The organism is Streptomyces sp. NPDC047315, from assembly GCF_040643215.1.
GTDB lineage: Bacteria > Actinomycetota > Actinomycetes > Streptomycetales > Streptomycetaceae > Streptomyces.
Genome location: NZ_JBEYTZ010000003.1, coordinates 139,737 through 156,076, shown reverse-complemented (window position 1 = coordinate 156,076; position 16,340 = coordinate 139,737). Strand labels below are relative to the sequence as shown.

Here is a 16,340-nt window from a genome sequence, read left to right as displayed (position 1 = left end):
AAGCCACAGACGGGCCGCAGAGACCGACGCTCCCGCAGGGAAACGGCGGTGGTGTCCAGGGGCGCGAGGAACTGCGCGATCAGGCACAGACGCGCCGCAGGGGAACGGCGAGACTCGGACGGAGCGCGCGGCAGCGAGCCCGCGGCGGCGAGGTTAGTTCGGGCCGGGGGAAGCGCGGTCCAGCAAGCCCGTACGCGCAGCCAGCGCCGCCGCCTCCAGCCGCGACCCCACCCCCAACTTCATCAGCACCCGCTGCACATGCGTCCGCGCCGTGCTCGGCGCGATCCCCATGCCCACCGCGATCAGCCGGGTGTCCTCCCCCTCCGCCACCCGCACCAGCACCTCCACCTCCCGCGGCGTCAGCAGCCGCAGCAGGCGTTGGCCCTCGTCGTCGGGTTGGGCGACCGGGTTCAGCAGGTCCGCGAACGCGCCCTGGAGCAGCGTCGGGGCGACCACCGCCTCCCCCGCCCGCGCCTTGATCAGCGCGCGTTCCACCCCTTCGATCCGCTCGTCGTGGCGCACGTACCCGGACGCGCCCGCCGCGAAGGCCGCGGCTATCCCGCGGGGGTTGGGCACCGGTCCGAGCACCACGACCGCCACCTGGGGCCGGTCGCGCTTGATCCGTACGACCGGGTCGAACGCCCCCGGCTCCCCCGGCGCCGCCGTGCCGAGCAGGCACACCTCGGGCGCGCGCGACACCACCAGCTCCGCGGCGCCCGCCGCAGGCGCCGTCGCGGCGAGCACCCGGTGCCCGCGCAGTTTGAGCGCCGAGGCGAGCGCCTCGGCGTGCAATCGGTGGTCGTCGACCACCATGAGCCGCACGCCCATCGAGCTCCTCCCATCCCCGGCGTCATGCCATTCCGGCGTCATGTGCCCCGGCAAGCTACACGTTCGTTCGGCTCTTCGCGCCCCCAAAAACCGCATGGGCACGACCGTTCCGCGGCCGAAACGCGACGACCCGACGCCCGGAATTTCCGGTGCGCCGGGTCGCTACTGTCCCATGAGTCAAACCGATTCGGAGCAGGACGGGGAATTCCGCCGGATCTCGGCGGACTTCGGGTGACTTCCGGGGGCGTTATTCAGTCGGCTGTCGTGTATGCAACGGACAACCATCGCCGGGAGGCGTCGCCGCCCGATCCCTTGTTCAGCAGGATCGAGCTGATGTACAAACGACCGTCTTCGTAAAGGTACTCGGCGTAGTCGGAGGAGAAACTGGTCTCCGCCTCCTGGGTGGGCCTGTTGCCCGGGTTCTCCATCAGCACGGTCTCTTTGAGGGTGGTGCCGTTCAGGGAGACCACCTGGCCGCCCTTGGCGTAGGGCGGTTCCTTGTACGCGATCACGTTCCCGCCGTCCATGCGGATCGGGAACATGGTGAACTTCTCGCCCGCGTCCGCACGACCCGACAGCGGCTTTCCGGTGTTGAGGTCGAAGGACACGATGGAGTTGGTGTAGCCGTACGCCTCGCCCGACGCCTGGGTCTCGGCGGTCGGCAGGTAGATCCGGCCGTTGCCCACCACGACCTTCACGCAGGATTCGACCTCGGTGGAGCGGCAGCGCGCCTCGAACTTGTCGCCCGTCGCCGAGATCTTCGCCTTCAGCGCGCCCTTGTCGTCGATGGAGAAGAAGTCGGAGATGCCGAACTTCCCGGTGTCGCCGACGTCCGCCGCCACCACCAGCGGCTTGGTGCTGATGACGCTGGCGTACTCGACGCCGGCCGGCATCTTGTACGAGAAGCGGGGCTTGCCGTTCGTCGGGTTCAGCGGCTCGATGGTGAGCTGTTCGTTGTTGTAGTCACCGCACTTGCGGACCGCGACCAACTCGGGCCCGCCGGCGTACCCCTGGTCCTCGCACTCGTCCTCGTTGGCGGTCGGCTTCCAGAGCACCTTCCCGCTGTTCAGGTCGAAGGCCGCGCCGCCGTAGAGGCTGCCCGCGGCGACCGTGGTGCCGCTCTGGGTGACCTCGGAGAACCGGAGCTTGCTGTCCCCGCTGGTGTCGGAGGTGACGGAGGCGGACCACAGCAGCTTGCCGTTCGCCATGTCGATGACGCCGACCTCGGTGCACGGCAGGAAGTTCTTCGTGCCCGAGCCGGTGCGCTTGCCGGCCTCGAAGAGGATCGCGGCCTTGTTGTCGTCGGACTTGTGGCGGGACGCCCCGCAGACCTGGCCGGGCAGCGGTATCTGCCACAGCTGGCTGCCCTTGTCCCGGTCGTATCCGACGATCGAGTTCAGGTGCGGCTTGACGAACGCTTTGTCCGTGGCCCAGGAACCGTCGAAGCTGGTGATGTCCGTCAGCGGCGGCGGGGCCAGTTGGAAGGCCACCCTGGACTTGACGTCGTCGGGCGCCTTCTCCTTGCCGTCGCCGTCGGCCGCCGCGCCCTCGCCCTTGTCGTCGCCCTTGTCGCGGCCCTTCTTGGAGCCGGACGAGGAGGTGTCGTTCTTCTTGCCGTCGTCCGACGTGACGGCGTACACCACGCCTCCGCCGACGATGAGCACGACGGCGGCGACCGCGGCGATGACGATCTTCAGCTGGGTGGTGAGCCCCTTGCGGGGCGGCTGCGGCGCGGGCGGCGGGGTGGGGAAGCCGCCGGGGCCGACGGGTCCGCCGGGGCCCTGCGGATAGCCGTACGGGTATCCCGGTGGCTGCTGCGGCTGGCCCGGGTAGCCGTACGGCGCCGCGCCGGGGCCGCCGGGCGGCGCCTGCGGATAGCCGTAACCGGGCGGCTGTTGCGGCGGGAACCCCGGCCGGCCCTGCGGGGCCGTGGGCGGCTGAGCCGGCGGGCCAGGAGGCGCGGGGGGAGCAGGAGGGCCGGGCGGAGCCGACGGGACGGCCGGCTGCGCGGGCTGGGTCGGCGGCTGCGGCTGCTGTGACTGCGGTGACGCCGGCGGCGGACCGAACCCGCCCGGCGGCGGAGTCTGCGGCGCCCCGAACCCACCGCCCTGCGGCGGCTGGTTGGGCGGCGGGGGCGGAGACGGAGGCTGTGTCATGACTGGTGTCCTTGGAAGTCGCCCTCGGAGTGGACCTTTCGAGGGCACGGGAAGCGGAAGTTCGTGGCGGCGACGACGGCGCCGGGCGGGCTCACTTGCCGAACGCGAGCATCGTCGCGGTCTCCGTCTCCGCCTTGTCGTCGCGTGCGCTGACGCGGCCCGACGCGATGAAGAACCGGCCGTCCGCGTAGACCGGGCGGGGCGAATAGAGGGAGTTCTCGACGTCCGCCGCACCGTCCGGGTGCTGGAGGACGACCTGCGGCGCGCCCCCGGACGGGGCGATGGTGGCGACCGCGCCGCCCTTGTCGTACGACGGCTCCCGGTAGACCGCGAGCCGGTCGCCGTCCATCCGCAGCGGAACGACCGAGGTGTCACCGCCCGCGGGCGCGCGCCATGCGGGCTTGCCGCTGTCCAGGTCGAAGGCGACGACCTCGTTCGGACCGCCGGCGCGGACGGGCGAGGTGCCCAGGTAGAGCTTGCGCGCATCGGCGACGACGCCGGTGCAGCCCTCCAGGTTCTGGCCGAAGACGACGAGGGAACCGCTGCACCGCACCTGGAACTTGTCCTTGCCGCCGGCGATCTGCGAGCGAAGCTTGCCGTCGGACCGCAGCGCCAGCACGGTCCACCCCTTGGGCTCGCGGCGGGTCAGGGAGATCACGATCGGATCGGCCGAGTAGACCTTGTCGATCTCCCAGCCGATGGGCGTGCTGTAGGTCCACTTCGCCCTGCCGGTGGTCGGGTCGACCTCCTGGAGCTGGTGGCGCGGCTTGCTGTAGTCCTTCGTCGGGCAGCTCACCGCGGCCAGCAGCTTCGGCCCGCCCGCGTACGAGAAGGGCTTGCAACCGGACGCTGGGCTCTTGAAGAGTTCGCGGCCGTCGGCGAGCGAGAAGCCGTACGACACCCCGGTGCCGCCCGCGGCGAGGGTGTTGCCGGCGATGGTGAGGGTGTGGTCGGAGAGGCCGAGGAAGCCGTCCGCCTCCGGGATCTCCTTCTGCCAGCCGGCCTTGCCGGCGGGCACGTCGATCATCCGCAGGTTGCGGCACTTGGCCTTGTCGGTGGGGCCGTTCTTGTAGCCGACGACTATTTTGCCGTCGGCGGACGGCCGCGGGGTGGCGGAGCACGCCTCCTGCTCCAACGGCACGGTCCACTTGGTGGCGCCGTCGGTCACCGAGTAGCCGACGACCTGTTTGTACATCGCCTTGACGACGGTGTCGCCGACGACCCACGGGCCGAAGACCTCGGCGCCGTTGCGCGGCAGGTCAACGTCGTTCTTGATGCGGAAGAGGGCCTTGGCGTCGCCCGGCTGCCGCCCGGCGTTGAGGTCCTCGGCGCCCTCGCCGAGCCCGGCGCCGCTGCCGCTGCCCCCGCCCGTGGAGCTCCCGCCTTCGGAGGCGGAGCCGGACGGCGCGGGGTCGGTGCCCTGGCTCGCCTTCCCCTGCCCACCGCTCTTGGTGTCCTTGCCGTCGTCACCGCTGAGGGCGACGTACGAGCCGCCGCCGATGACCAGCAGCGCGGCGACGGACGCGGCCACGACGACGGCGGTGCGGCCCTTGAACCGACCGCCGCCGGGGGGCGGGACCGGGCCGGGCGGCGTCGGCGGGCCGGAGTGGGCGTACTGGTACGGGCCCGGGGACGCGCCCTGGTACGGACCCTGGTACCCGCCTTGGTACGGGCCCTGGTAGCCGTCCTGGTACCCGCCTCGGTAGGCGCCCTGGTGGTGCTGTGCGTCCGCGCCGGGCTGGCCGTAGGGCCCGGGGGCCGGCTGGTACGGGCCCGGCTGCTGACCGTAGGGCCCGGCGGGCTGGACGGGCGGCGGCGCGGGCGGCATCGGGGGGTGCGCCTGCGGCGGCGGAGGCGGCGGAGGCACCGGCGGTCCTTGGGCCCCTTGCGGGGCCCCGGGTTCCTGGGGGCCGTAGGCGTCCGGGGACGCTCCGAAGCCCCCCGACGGTGGTTGGTTGGGCGGCTGGGACATCAGCGCATCCCCCTTCGTGCGGTCCACTGTCCGACTGCCTCCCCCGCTGTTCCGGTGCGCACTTCGACGCGTGTGCCGTATCCCGGAAAGGAGCGTTTTCGGACATGGAGCCGCGTTCTCACGGCAGTCGAGCGGAGCTTCTTTCTATCACTCGCGCCCTGTCATGAACGGGCCCGGCCCGTGCTGTGGCCTACGGACGACCAGGGCGTGATGCCGTCGTTATGAGACCTGCACGCGGCCCACACGCAGCCCCCGGCGCCCGCGCGCCGGGGCCGATATCAGACGTCTTCGGCGAGTTCCAGCCAGCGCAGCTCCAGCTCTTCGCGCTGTCCGACCAGCTCCCTCAGCTCCGCGTCGAGCTTGGCCACCTTCTCGAAGTCGGTGGCGTGCTCGGCGATCTGGGCGTGCAGGGCGGTCTCCTTGGTGGAGACCTTGTCCAACTGCCGCTCGATCCGCTGGAGCTCCTTCTGCGCGGCGCGCAACTCGCCCGCGGACTTCGTCCGTACGGCTTCGGCGGCGGCCGGCGCCGGGGCCTTGGCCGGCGCGGCTTGGACGGTCGCCGCCGCCACGGCGGCGCGGCGCCGCTCCAGGTACTCGTCGATGCCGCGCGGCATCATCCGCAGCGTCGCGTCGCCGAGCAGCGCGAGGATCCGGTCCGTGGTGCGCTCGATGAAGAACCGGTCGTGCGAGATGACGACGAGCGAGCCGGGCCAGCCGTCGAGCAGGTCCTCAAGCTGGGTCAGGGTCTCGATGTCGAGGTCGTTGGTGGGCTCGTCGAGGAAGAGGACGTTCGGCTCGTCCATCAGCAGCCGCAGCAGCTGGAGCCGGCGCCGCTCGCCGCCGGAGAGGTCGCCCACCGGCGTCCACTGCTTCTCCTTGCCGAAGCCGAAGCGCTCGCAGAGCTGCCCCGCCGTCATCTCCCGGCCCTTGCCGAGGTCGACGCGGTCCCGGATCTGCTGCACCGCCTCCAGGACGCGCAGTTGCGCGGGGAGTTCGGTCACGTCCTGCGAGAGGTACGCCAGCCGCACGGTCTTGCCGACGACGATCCGGCCGCCCGCGGGCTGCTTCTCGCCGTCGCTCTCCGCGGCCTCCGCGAGCGCCCGCAGCAGGGACGTCTTGCCGGCGCCGTTGACGCCGACGAGGCCGATGCGGTCGCCGGGGCCGAGCTGCCAGGTGAGCTGGCGCAGCAGCAGCTTGGGGCCGGCCTGGACGGTCACGCCCTCCAGGTCGAAGACGGTCTTCCCGAGCCGGGCGTTGGCGAACTTCATCAGCTCGCTGGTGTCGCGCGGCGGCGGGACGTCGGCGATGAGTTCGTTCGCGGCCTCGATGCGGTAGCGCGGCTTGGAGGTGCGGGCCGGGGCGCCGCGGCGCAGCCACGCCAGCTCCTTGCGGACCAGGTTCTGCCGCTTGGCCTCCTCGGTGGCGGCGATCCGCTCCCGCTCGGCCCGGGCGAAGACGTAGTCGCTGTAGCCGCCCTCGTACTCGTACACCGTGCCCCGCTGGACGTCCCACATGCGGGTGCAGACCTGGTCCAGGAACCAGCGGTCGTGGGTGACGCACACCAGCGCGGAGCGACGGGCCCGCAGGTGGGCGGCGAGCCAGGCGATGCCCTCGACGTCGAGGTGGTTGGTGGGCTCGTCGAGGACGATCAGGTCCGGCTCGGCGATCAGCAGCTTGGCGAGCGCGATCCGGCGCCGCTCGCCGCCGGAGAGCGGGCCGATGACGGTGTCCAGGCCCTGCGGGAAGCCGGGCAGGTCCAGCCCGCCGAACAGGCCGGTGAGCACGTCGCGGATCTTGGCGTTGCCGGCCCACTCGTGGTCGGCGAGGTCGCCGATCACCTCGTGGCGGACGGTGGCCGCGGAGTCGAGCGAGTCGTGCTGGGTGAGCACCCCGAGGCGCAGCCCGCCGCTGTGGGTGACCCGGCCCTCGTCCGGCTCCTCCAGCTTCGCCAGCATGCGGATGAGGGTGGTCTTGCCGTCGCCGTTGCGCCCCACGACACCGATGCGGTCGCCGTCGGAGACGCCGAGGGAAATGGTGTCGAGCAGGGCACGCGTCCCGTACACCTTGCTGACGGCCTCGACGTTCACCAGATTGACGGCCATTACTCTCCTGCGTGGGCGGTGCGGGGGCGGGACGGATCGACCTCCCAGGGTAGTCGGCGCGCGGTCGGCCCCGCCCCGCACGGGTCAGATGATCGGCGGGCGGCCCAGCCGGGTCATCCGCCACACCGTGCTCCAGCGCATCGGGCGGCGCGGTGGGCAGGGCGTGCGCACGCCCTCCACGAAGCCGCCGAACCAGGCGCGCAGCCCGCTGGCGGAGCGGGTGCGGGCGAGCGTGAGCAGGGTCCACACGCCCAGGTAGAGCGGGACGAGGGGGGCCGGCAGATGGCGCTTGGCCAGCCAGACGCGGTTGCGGGCCACCATCCGGTGGAAGACGGCGTGCCGGGTCGGCGAGGTCCAGGGGTGGCGCAGCACCAGCTCGGGCTCGTAGAGGATCTTCCAGCCGTGGTCCAGGGCGCGCCAGGCGAGGTCGGTCTCCTCGTGCGCGTAAAAGAACGCCTCCGGCCAGTCGCCGGTCTGGTCCAGCATCCGCATGGACAGGCCGTGGCCGCCGCCGAGGAAGGTGGTGACGTAGCCGCCGCGCATGGGGTCGCTGGCGCGCAGCCGCGGGACGTGGCGGCGGGCGGTGCGTCCGCGCTCGTCGGCGATGCGGAAGCTGACGACGCCGAGGTGCTCGTCCTGCTCGTACAGCTTCACCAGCCGGGTGAAGACGTCGGTGTCGATCAGCAGGCCGTCGTCGTCGAGGTCGACGACCACGTCCACGTCGCCGAACTCGCGCAGCCGCGCGATGGCGGCGTTGCGGCCTCCGGTGACGCCGAGGTTCTCCGGAAGTTCGACGCCGGTGACGCCGTCGGGCAGCGGAGGCAGGGGCGCGCCGTTGCCGACGACCACGATCCGGGCCGCGGGGGTGTCCTGCCGGGCGACCGATTCGAGCAGTTCCGTCAGCTCGCCGGGGCGGTTGCCCATGGTCAGGATCGCGACGCCGATGCTCGGGTGACGCACCAATGAACTCTCCGCTCCTCAAGGGTGATGCGTGGCGATGCTAACCGTTGGCGGGGAGCGGACACGGCACGGGGCCGGACTGCGCGGCTCGCGCGGTCCGGCCCCGGCCGGAAGGGTCAGCGGTGCGTCGGCGAGTGCGTCAGCGGGTGCCGGCGACGCCTTCGAAGCCACCGCCGGCGGCAGTGTCCGTGGCCCAGCCGAAGCCGCCGCCCTCGGCGAAGGCGTGCGGCGTCTCGGCGAAGCCGAGGGCCCAGCCAGCGACGAAGGGGGTCGGGTGCTCGGCCGATGCGACGTACTCGCCGGCGCCGCCGGCGGTCACGCCGCCGTACGCCTGCGCGGGGGCCGCCACGGCGGCAAGGACCAGCGCGGCACCGGCGGTGGCCAGCGCCTTGCCCAGCATGCTCTTCATGGGTTCCTCTCCGAGTCCCGTCATCCGGACGGGCCTCGGGCTCAATCGATCACGCGCGGTGCGGTGGCGGTGGCACCACACACCGTCCGAGCGGTCTGATCACCCGAAAGATCTCCGCGGCCCGCATCGTGGACGCACGCCAGTCCACCCCTTCGCGCTGGGGTACGGCGCCATTCGTGAGCGTCCGGGTGGGGCGCCCCCGGGTTGTGTCTGATCAAATGGCGTCGTCCGCCCCTGCGGCCCAGAGGGGACTTGTCAGACACGACCTAAAGACCGGCGGAGCCGGACCGCAGCAAGGTGTCCGTGTACGCGGAGAGCCTCGCCGCCGACGCGGGGTCCAGGGTCTTCAGGGAACCGCCGAGCACCCTGCCCCGGTCCACCGCGGTGAGCGCGGCCGGCGGGGGGTGGTCGATCCAGTCGACGATCGGGCGGACCGCGTCGGCCACCTCGCGGGCGAAGAACCTCGCGAGCAGTTTGATCGTCCCCCGGACCAGCGGGCTCGGGTGGCCGTCCGCCCCGCTGCGGGTGAATCCGGGGTGGTAGAGGACGTACCGCGCCTTGCTGACGGCGCCCTCCGCGAACGCGACGCCCAGCAGGTCGTTCGCCCGGGCCGCTTGGAGCTGGGCCCGCACCTGGCCGTAGCCGTGCGTCAGCTGGGGGTCGTCCCAGTGGATCCGGCCCGCGGTGTTCCCGACGCCGGCCACGTTGACGACCACCGGATCGGGCGCTGCGTCGAGCAGCGGGGCCAGTCGCTGACCGAGCAGATGGCGGCTCAGGTAGTACAGGGCGAAGGTGGACTCCAGCCCTTCGGCGGTCTCGACGCGCTTCGGGTGGACCCGGTTGGCGAAGAGCGCCAGCGCATCGAGGGAGTCGTACCGCTCGACGATCCGGTCGGCCACCCGCTCGGTCTCGGCGATCGAGGAGAGGTCCGCCCTCAGGAAGGTCAAGTTGGGGTGTGCGGCCTGGTCGAACAGGGCACGGCCCTTGGCCCCGTTGCTGCCGATCACGGTGACGCGGTCGCCCCGAGCGAGCCGCGCCAGCGCCGTCGCGCGGCCCATGCCGTCGGTGCCACCGCTGATGAGCACGGTCTTCGGCGGTCGGTGGGGCATGACGTCCTCCTGGGTGTTCGCAAAGTGGCGTCGTCCGCCCGTGGGGCGGGGCCGACGGGGCCTGGTGCGTGCCATCGCAAGCCGGCGGGGCCCTGGCGAAGCCAGGGGGAGGTCGTCCCCGTACTGGAGGTACGGCGACGATCCGACAACGCAGCGTGGGGGTCCCTCCCGCGCGCAGTTGCGGGGGAGTGCGTGCCAGGCCCCGTCAGCCAGACGGGACTTTGCGAACACGACCTAGGCTCGGCGGTGACCGCTCCATCGTGAGACGCCCCGCCCCTGGCCGAAAGAAGGCACTTTGATGTCCGGTACGAACAGCGGTGTTCCTTCGGTGCTCACGCACGGACTGCCCCACCCGGTGCCCGTCGACGAACTGGCCGCGTGCCCGGTCGGGGAGGTCTTCCGGCGGGTGGGCGACAAGTGGAGCATGCTGCTGGTGATCCTCCTCGGCACGCGCCCGTACCGGTACAACGAGTTGCACCGCGCCGTGGAGGGCATCAGCCAGCGCATGCTGACCCGCACGCTGCGCGGCCTGGAGGTGGACGGGCTGGTGCGGCGGGACGTGCAGCCGACCGTGCCGCCCGGCGTCGAGTACAGCCTGACCCCGTTGGGGCGCACGCTCCTCGAACCGCTGTCGGCACTGGCCGACTGGGCCGTGCGCCACGAGGTGGAGGTCGCCGAGGCAAGGTCCCGCCACGCCGACGCCGGGAACGTCTAGGGCGCTTCTGACAAATCCCGTCTGGGCCGCGGCACCCGCCCTCAGGGGCGGACGACGCTATTTGTCAGACACGACCTAGAGGACGGTCGCGCCCGCCGCGGTGGACGTTGCCGTGCGGGCCGTGCGGCAGGTGTCGGAGGCGAGGAGCGCGGAGGACACGCGCGCAGCCGCATCCGCGTCCTTCGTGAGGAACGCGGTCGTCGGGCCCGAGCCCGACACCAGCGCGCCCAGCGCACCCGCGGACAGGCCCGCCGCCAGCACCTCCCGCAGGGAGGGCCGCAGGGAGATCGCCGCCGCCTGCAGGTCGTTGCCGAGCGCACCCGCCAGCGCCGCCGCGTCGCCGGCGCGCAGCGCCGCCAACAAGGGCTCGGACGCCTCGGGCGCCGGGACCGCCACGCCCGCGTTGAGGCGGTCGAACTCGCCGTACACCGCCGGCGTCGACAGCCCGCCGTCGGCGACCGCGAACACCCAGTGGAAGGTGCCGCCGACCTCCAGCGGCGTCAGCCGTTCGCCCCGCCCGGTGCCCAACGCCGCCCCGCCCACCAGGCTGAACGGCACGTCGGAGCCCAACTCGGCGCAGATGTCGAGAAGTTCGCCCCGGGAGGAGTCGAGGCCCCACAGCGCGTCGCAGGCGAGCAGTGCGCCCGCGCCGTCCGCGCTGCCGCCGGCCATGCCGCCCGCGACGGGGATGTCCTTGGCGATGTGGATGTGGACGTTCGGCTCGATGCCGTGCCGCTTCGCGAGCAGCAGCGCGGCGCGGGCCGCGAGGTTGGTCCGGTCCAGGGGCACCTGGTCGGCGTCGGGGCCCTCGCAGGTCACCGTGAGCTCCGTCGCGGGCCGTACGGTGACCTCGTCGTACAGGGACACCGCGAGGAAGACGTTCGCGAGGTCGTGGAAGCCGTCGGGGCGGGCGCCGCCGACCGCGAGTTGGATGTTGACCTTGGCCGGTACCCGGACCGTCACCACTGCGCCGTCGCTCACGCCTTCGCCTCCGCGATCCGTGCGAACTCCTCGACCGTCAGGGACTCCCCGCGGGCCTGCGGCGACACCCCCGCCGCGACCAGTGCCTCCTCCGCCAGCGCCGGGGAGCCGGCCCAACCGGCGAGGGCGGCGCGCAGCGTCTTGCGGCGCTGTGCGAAGGCCGCGTCGACGACCGCGAAGACCTGCGCTTTGGTGGCCGAGGTCTTCGGCGGCTCGCGGCGCACCAGGGAGACCAGGCCGGAGTCCACGTTGGGCGCGGGCCAGAAGACGTTGCGCCCGATGGCGCCGGCGCGCTTGACCTCGGCGTACCAGTTCGCCTTCACGGACGGCACGCCGTACACCTTGTTCCCCGGCGCCGCCGCCAGCCGGTCCGCGACCTCCGCCTGGACCATGACCAGCGTCCGCTCGATGCTGGGGAAGCGGTCGAGCATGTGCAGCAGCACGGGTACGGCCACGTTGTACGGCAGGTTGGCGACGAGCGCGGTGGGCGCGGGCCCGGGCAGCTCGTCCACGAGCATCGCGTCGGAGTGCACGAGCGAGAAGTGCAGCGCCCGCTCCGGCATCCGGGCCACGATCGTGCTGGGCAGCGCCGCGGCGAGCACGTCGTCGATCTCGACGGCGACGACCTGGTCCGCGGCCTCCAGCAGCGCGAGGGTCAGCGAGCCGAGTCCGGGGCCGACCTCCACGACGACGTCGTCCGCGCGGACGTCCGCGGTGCGCACGATGCGGCGGACGGTGTTGGCGTCGATGACGAAGTTCTGGCCGCGCTGCTTGGTGGGGCGCACGCCCAGCGCCGCCGCCAGCTCTCGCACGTCGGCCGGGCTCAGCAGGGCGTCACGGGCGTCGGTCGCGGCGGCGGGTTCGGCGGCGGGTTCGGCGTCGGCCGCGGCGATCCCGTCAGAAGGGTCTGTGGTGCTCACCGATACAGCCTAAGGGTGGTCAGAGGTACCGGCCGCAGTGCGGCCAGGGGGTGGCGCCGCGCTGTACGTACAGCTTCTTCGCCCGGAACGTCTGCTCGCCCGCGGGGGCGTCCTGGGGGCGGCCGGTGCCGCCCAGGGAGCGCCAGGTCGCGGTGTCGAACTGGTACAGCCCGCCGTACGTCCCCGAGGGGTCCACCGCGGCCGGCCGGCCGCCGGACTCGCAGCGGGCCAGCGCCGCCCAGTCCAGCCCGTCCGCGCCGGAGACGGAGCGGGGCAGGGGGCGGGTGCCGAACCGTACGCGCTGGGTCACCGGCGCCCGCACCACCTCGTCGGTCAGCTTGCGGGGCGGCTCGGGCACCCCGTTGACGCTGCGCAGGGCGTACGTGACGCGGCGGGTGCCCGGTCGGCCGGGCCGGGCGACGACCTCGGTGCCGACGAACGCGGTCGGGTCGGCGGCGCGGACGACGTCGTACGGGATCGGCTCCTCGCGCACCTCGCGGGAGCCGGTGATCCGCAGCACGGTGATCGTCTGGCCGTCGCGCGGGAAGCCGTCGCCCGGTACGGAGGTGGTGTCCTGGCCGCTGAGCGCGATGCCCGCCTCGGCCAGGGCCTGGGCGACGGTGGCCGCGTTGGTGCGGACGGTGCGGGCGCGGCCGTCGGCGAGGAAGGTCACCGCGCGTTCGGTGCGCACGTCCAGCGCGAGGCCGCGGCGGGAGATCGCGGCGGAGCGGGACGCGGACAGCCGGGCGCCCTCGGCGCGCACGCCGAGTTGGCGCAGCGCGTCGTCGACGGTCTCGGCGGTGGTCCACACGCGGCGGCGCACCCCGTCGAGGGTGAGGGTCAGCGGTCGGCCGTAGCGGACGACGACGTCGTCCCCGCTGACCAGGTCGGTGCCGGGGGCGGGGGCGACGATGTCGTGGCCGCCGACCTCCAGGCCCTCCTGGTCCAGCAGCTCCCCGACGTCGTCGGCGAAGGTGTGCAGGGTGCGCGGCACGCCGTCGACGGTGAGCCGGATCGACTTGTCGCTGACGAGGAACGCGGAGGTGCCGCCGGCGAGGAAGGCGACGACGAGGGCCTGCGGCAGCAGCTTGCGCAGGGCGACATCGGGGCGGGTGGTGCGGCCGGGACGGGTGGTGCGCCGCCGGCGGTCGGTGCGCGGGGGTGGCGGCGGGGGCGGGGGCTGTACGGGGGCGGGCTCGGGCCCGGCGTCGGTGGTGCTCTGCACGGGGACCGAGACCGTCGGTACGGAGAACGTCGGTACGAAGCCCCCCGGCGCCGGCGCGACCGAGTCCGGCTCGATCGGCTGGCCCGGGTCCGGGTCCGGGTCCGCCGGAGCCTGGGCCACGGCGGGCAGTCCGCTGGGGACGTGCCGCAGGTCCGGTCGGGGCTCCGCCCTGAAGCCGCCCCGAGGGGACCTGCCCCAGCCACCGCCCGCAGTGCCCAGATCGCTCACGACGCTCCGTCCGCCCATGGGAGGGCACCTCCGTGCCCGCGGCACGGGGGGCGTGCCCCGATGTGATGCGCCGGGACGGTATCCGAGCGTCGTCGCTCTCCCAAGCCAGCCACTCGCCCCGCGCGTCGGACCACCCGGACGAGAGCGCCCCCGAAGGGCTACGGAGCGTTATGCATCAGTAACCAAAGGCCTCGGCGGTGTTCGCCGCCACTGCCGCGGCCAGCACGTCCTCGTCCAACCCCTTCACCTCGGCCATGGCGCGCAGCGTGATCGGAATGAGATACGGCGCATTAGGCCGTCCGCGGTACGGCGCCGGCGTGAGAAAGGGCGCATCCGTTTCGACGAGTACGAGTTCGCGCGGGGCGACCGCCAGCGCGTCCCGCAAGGGCTGGGCGTTCTTGAAGGTGACGTTTCCCGCGAACGACATGTAGTAGCCCGCGTCCGCGCACGTCTTCGCCATTTCCGCGTCGCCGGAAAAGCAGTGGAAGACCGTGCGCTCCGGCGCGCCCTCCTCCGCGAGCACGCGCAACACGTCGGCGTGCGCGTCCCGGTCGTGGATCACCAGCGCCTTGCCGCGGCGCTTGGCGATCTCGATGTGGGCGCGGAAGGAGCGCTCCTGGGCGGCGACGCCCTCGGCCCCGGTGCGGTAGTAGTCAAGACCGGTCTCGCCGACGGCCAGCACGTGCGGCAGGGCGGCCAGCGCGTCGATCTCCGCCAGCGCCTCGTCCAGCGCGGCGTCGCCGCCGGGCTCGCGCACGCTCTGCCGCGGCCCGCCGCCGCCCGGGTCGCCGAGGACGATCCGCGGGGCCTCGTTCGGGTGCAGTGCCACGGCCGCGTGCACGGCGTCGTGCTCGGCCGCCGTGCGCGCCGCCCAGCGGGAGCCGTCGAGGTCACAGCCGACCTGGACGACGGTGCTGACGCCCACCGCCGCCGCCCTGGCCAGGGCCTCCTCGACGGTTCCCCCCTGCATGTCCAGGTGCGTGTGGGAGTCGGCGACGGGGACCCGCAGCGGTTCGGGCAGCGGCGGCGGGGCGGACTTGGCACTCATGGGGCCGATGGTACGAGGGCGCCGTCCGGGACGTGCCGGGCGCCCTCGTACAGATCACCGGCGGTGCTGGAAGGGGTGGAGCAGGTCGGAGAGGTGCCAGTGGTGCTTGGTGTGCTGCCGCGGCGGCCTGGGCGACTCCTCCGACTCCTCCCCGTCGCCCTCCAGGCTGTACTCCTCCGCCCCCAGCGGCCCGGCGATCGGCACGGGGCGCCGCTCGACCGGCCCGCCGGGCCGGGGCGTGCGCCCGGGGTAGGCGGAGCGGGCCGCCCGGTCCAGCACCGATGACACCTGGCCGGCGCGCATGATCCTCACGACGTGTCCGCCGCAGTTCGTGCAGGTGGGACTCGACAGCGGGGACGGCACCCGCGCCCCGTCCGCTCGGTAGACGACGTACTTCCGCCCGACGGCGTCCACGTGGTGCTCGATCTCGTACGCCTGTTCCCAACCGTGTCCACAGCGCATGCAGGCGAAGGCGTACGCCTCGTGGACCCGCGGCGCGCCGGTGATCTCACTCATGCCAGCTCCTCTCCACTGAACTAGTGGACGCCCATTCCGGCGGGAGCGCATCAGCGCCTGTCGAATAATGGTGCGGGCTTGGGACTTTCCATGCCCTGTGGGTACTCAACCCGGCCTTTGCTTTGCATTCCAGGTTAGTCCTTTACCCGAACTAAGGATCGTCTAGGGGATCGTGTGAATCCCGGGAATCCCAGGAATCAACGGTATCGCCGGACAAATGCCGGCACGACTCAAGCGCCCGTCTTCTTCGCGGCCACCACCGCGTCGAAGACGTCCCGCTTCGGCACCCCGGCCTCCGCCGCCACCGCCGCGATCGCCTCCTTGCGGCGCTCCCCCGCCTCCTCGCGCGCCCGCACCCGCGCCACCAGCTCGTCCGGTGCGACGTCGCCCGGCCCCGGCGCCGGCGCGCCCTCGACCACGACCGTGATCTCGCCGCGCACCTCGCCGTCGGCCGCCCACGCCGCCAGCTCGCCCAGGCCGCCCCGCTTGACCTCCTCGTACGTCTTCGTCAGCTCCCGGCAGACCGCGGCGCGCCGCTCGGGCCCGAAGACCTCGACCATCGCGGCGAGCGCGTCGTCCAGGCGCCGGGGGGACTCGAAGTACACCTGCGTACGGCGCTCCCGCTCGTTCTCCCGCAGCCGGCCGAGCCGCTCCCCCGGCTTGCGCGGCAGGAACCCCTCGAAGCAGAACCGGTCCACCGGCAGCCCGGAGAGCGCGAGCGCGGTGAGCACGGCGGACGGGCCGGGCACCGCGGTCACCCGGACGTCCTGCGCGACGGCCGCGGCGACCAGACGGTAGCCCGGGTCCGAGACCGACGGCATCCCGGCGTCGGTGACCAGCAGCACCCGTTCCCCGCGCAGCAGCGCCTCGACCAGCTCCGGGGTGCGCGCGGACTCGTTCCCCTCGAAGTACGACACCACCCGGCCGCCCGGCTGCACGCCCAGCGCCTGGGTGAGCCGGCGCAGCCGCCGGGTGTCCTCGGCGGCGACCACGTCGGCGGCGGCGAGTTCGGTGGCGAGCCGGGGCGGGGCGTCCGCCGGGTCGCCGATCGGGGTGCCGGCGAGCACGAGGGTGCCGGCGGTGGGGCCTTCGGTGGGGGCTGCCTGCGGCGACGCGTTGTTCACCGCACCATTGTCGCCGCCGCGCGAACCGCCCGGGGACCGGTGCGCGC

Annotated in this window: 14 protein-coding genes; 1 reads left to right on the top strand and 13 read right to left on the bottom strand. The window is 73.1% G+C overall.

Going from position 1 to position 16,340, the window contains the following annotated elements; translation table 11 throughout:
* Positions 1 to 153 precede the first annotated feature (153 nt).
* From ABZ842_RS04295 to ABZ842_RS04265, 7 genes are all read right to left on the bottom strand, one after another.
* Complete coding sequence (locus ABZ842_RS04295) at positions 154 to 828, bottom strand: response regulator transcription factor (RefSeq protein WP_361531329.1); 675 nt, start codon at positions 826 to 828, stop codon at positions 154 to 156.
* A 251-nt stretch (positions 829 to 1,079) separates the two neighbouring features.
* Positions 1,080 to 2,984, bottom strand: coding sequence for a PQQ-binding-like beta-propeller repeat protein (locus tag ABZ842_RS04290; RefSeq protein WP_361531326.1), 1,905 nt, complete (start codon positions 2,982 to 2,984; stop codon positions 1,080 to 1,082).
* A 91-nt stretch (positions 2,985 to 3,075) separates the two neighbouring features.
* Positions 3,076 to 4,851 carry a PQQ-binding-like beta-propeller repeat protein gene (locus tag ABZ842_RS04285; RefSeq protein ID WP_361531323.1) on the bottom strand — a complete coding sequence of 592 codons (1,776 nt, stop codon included), beginning with the start codon at positions 4,849 to 4,851 and terminating at the stop codon, positions 3,076 to 3,078.
* A gap of 383 nt (positions 4,852 to 5,234) precedes the next feature.
* Entirely contained in the window at positions 5,235 to 7,058 is a 1,824-nt protein-coding gene (locus ABZ842_RS04280) for an ABC-F family ATP-binding cassette domain-containing protein (protein ID WP_361531320.1), read from the bottom strand.
* Positions 7,059 to 7,142: 84 nt separating this feature from the next.
* Positions 7,143 to 8,018, bottom strand: a complete 876-nt coding sequence (locus ABZ842_RS04275; RefSeq protein ID WP_361531317.1) for a glycosyltransferase — start codon at positions 8,016 to 8,018, stop codon at positions 7,143 to 7,145.
* A gap of 139 nt (positions 8,019 to 8,157) precedes the next feature.
* The gene (locus tag ABZ842_RS04270; protein ID WP_361531314.1) at positions 8,158 to 8,427 is read right to left on the bottom strand and encodes a hypothetical protein; all 270 of its coding nucleotides are present in this window, start codon (positions 8,425 to 8,427) and stop codon (positions 8,158 to 8,160) included.
* A gap of 266 nt (positions 8,428 to 8,693) precedes the next feature.
* Entirely contained in the window at positions 8,694 to 9,536 is an 843-nt protein-coding gene (locus tag ABZ842_RS04265; RefSeq protein WP_361531311.1) for an SDR family NAD(P)-dependent oxidoreductase, read from the bottom strand.
* Positions 9,537 to 9,834: 298 nt separating this feature from the next.
* Between ABZ842_RS04265 and ABZ842_RS04260 the strand changes: the two genes are divergently transcribed.
* Positions 9,835 to 10,251, top strand: coding sequence for a helix-turn-helix domain-containing protein (locus ABZ842_RS04260; protein WP_361531308.1), 417 nt, complete (start codon positions 9,835 to 9,837; stop codon positions 10,249 to 10,251).
* A gap of 75 nt (positions 10,252 to 10,326) precedes the next feature.
* Here ABZ842_RS04260 and ABZ842_RS04255 read toward each other — a convergent pair whose 3' ends face one another.
* The 6 genes from ABZ842_RS04255 to rsmI all read right to left on the bottom strand — a co-directional run bounded on the left by ABZ842_RS04255 (position 10,327) and on the right by rsmI (position 16,293).
* Positions 10,327 to 11,232 carry a 4-(cytidine 5'-diphospho)-2-C-methyl-D-erythritol kinase gene (locus ABZ842_RS04255; RefSeq protein WP_361531305.1) on the bottom strand — a complete coding sequence of 302 codons (906 nt, stop codon included), beginning with the start codon at positions 11,230 to 11,232 and terminating at the stop codon, positions 10,327 to 10,329.
* Entirely contained in the window at positions 11,229 to 12,062 is an 834-nt protein-coding gene (rsmA, locus tag ABZ842_RS04250) for a 16S rRNA (adenine(1518)-N(6)/adenine(1519)-N(6))-dimethyltransferase RsmA (RefSeq protein ID WP_361531820.1), read from the bottom strand. Before rsmA ends, ABZ842_RS04255 begins: the two co-directional genes overlap by 4 nt.
* A gap of 109 nt (positions 12,063 to 12,171) precedes the next feature.
* The gene (locus ABZ842_RS04245; RefSeq protein WP_361531302.1) at positions 12,172 to 13,623 is read right to left on the bottom strand and encodes a ubiquitin-like domain-containing protein; all 1,452 of its coding nucleotides are present in this window, start codon (positions 13,621 to 13,623) and stop codon (positions 12,172 to 12,174) included.
* A 157-nt stretch (positions 13,624 to 13,780) separates the two neighbouring features.
* A complete protein-coding gene (locus ABZ842_RS04240; RefSeq protein WP_361531299.1) occupies positions 13,781 to 14,653 on the bottom strand; it encodes a TatD family hydrolase in 873 nt (290 codons plus the stop codon).
* A 54-nt stretch (positions 14,654 to 14,707) separates the two neighbouring features.
* The gene (locus ABZ842_RS04235) at positions 14,708 to 15,169 is read right to left on the bottom strand and encodes a hypothetical protein (protein ID WP_361531296.1); all 462 of its coding nucleotides are present in this window, start codon (positions 15,167 to 15,169) and stop codon (positions 14,708 to 14,710) included.
* Positions 15,170 to 15,399: 230 nt separating this feature from the next.
* A complete protein-coding gene (rsmI, locus tag ABZ842_RS04230) occupies positions 15,400 to 16,293 on the bottom strand; it encodes a 16S rRNA (cytidine(1402)-2'-O)-methyltransferase (RefSeq protein WP_361531293.1) in 894 nt (297 codons plus the stop codon).
* Positions 16,294 to 16,340 lie beyond the last annotated feature (47 nt).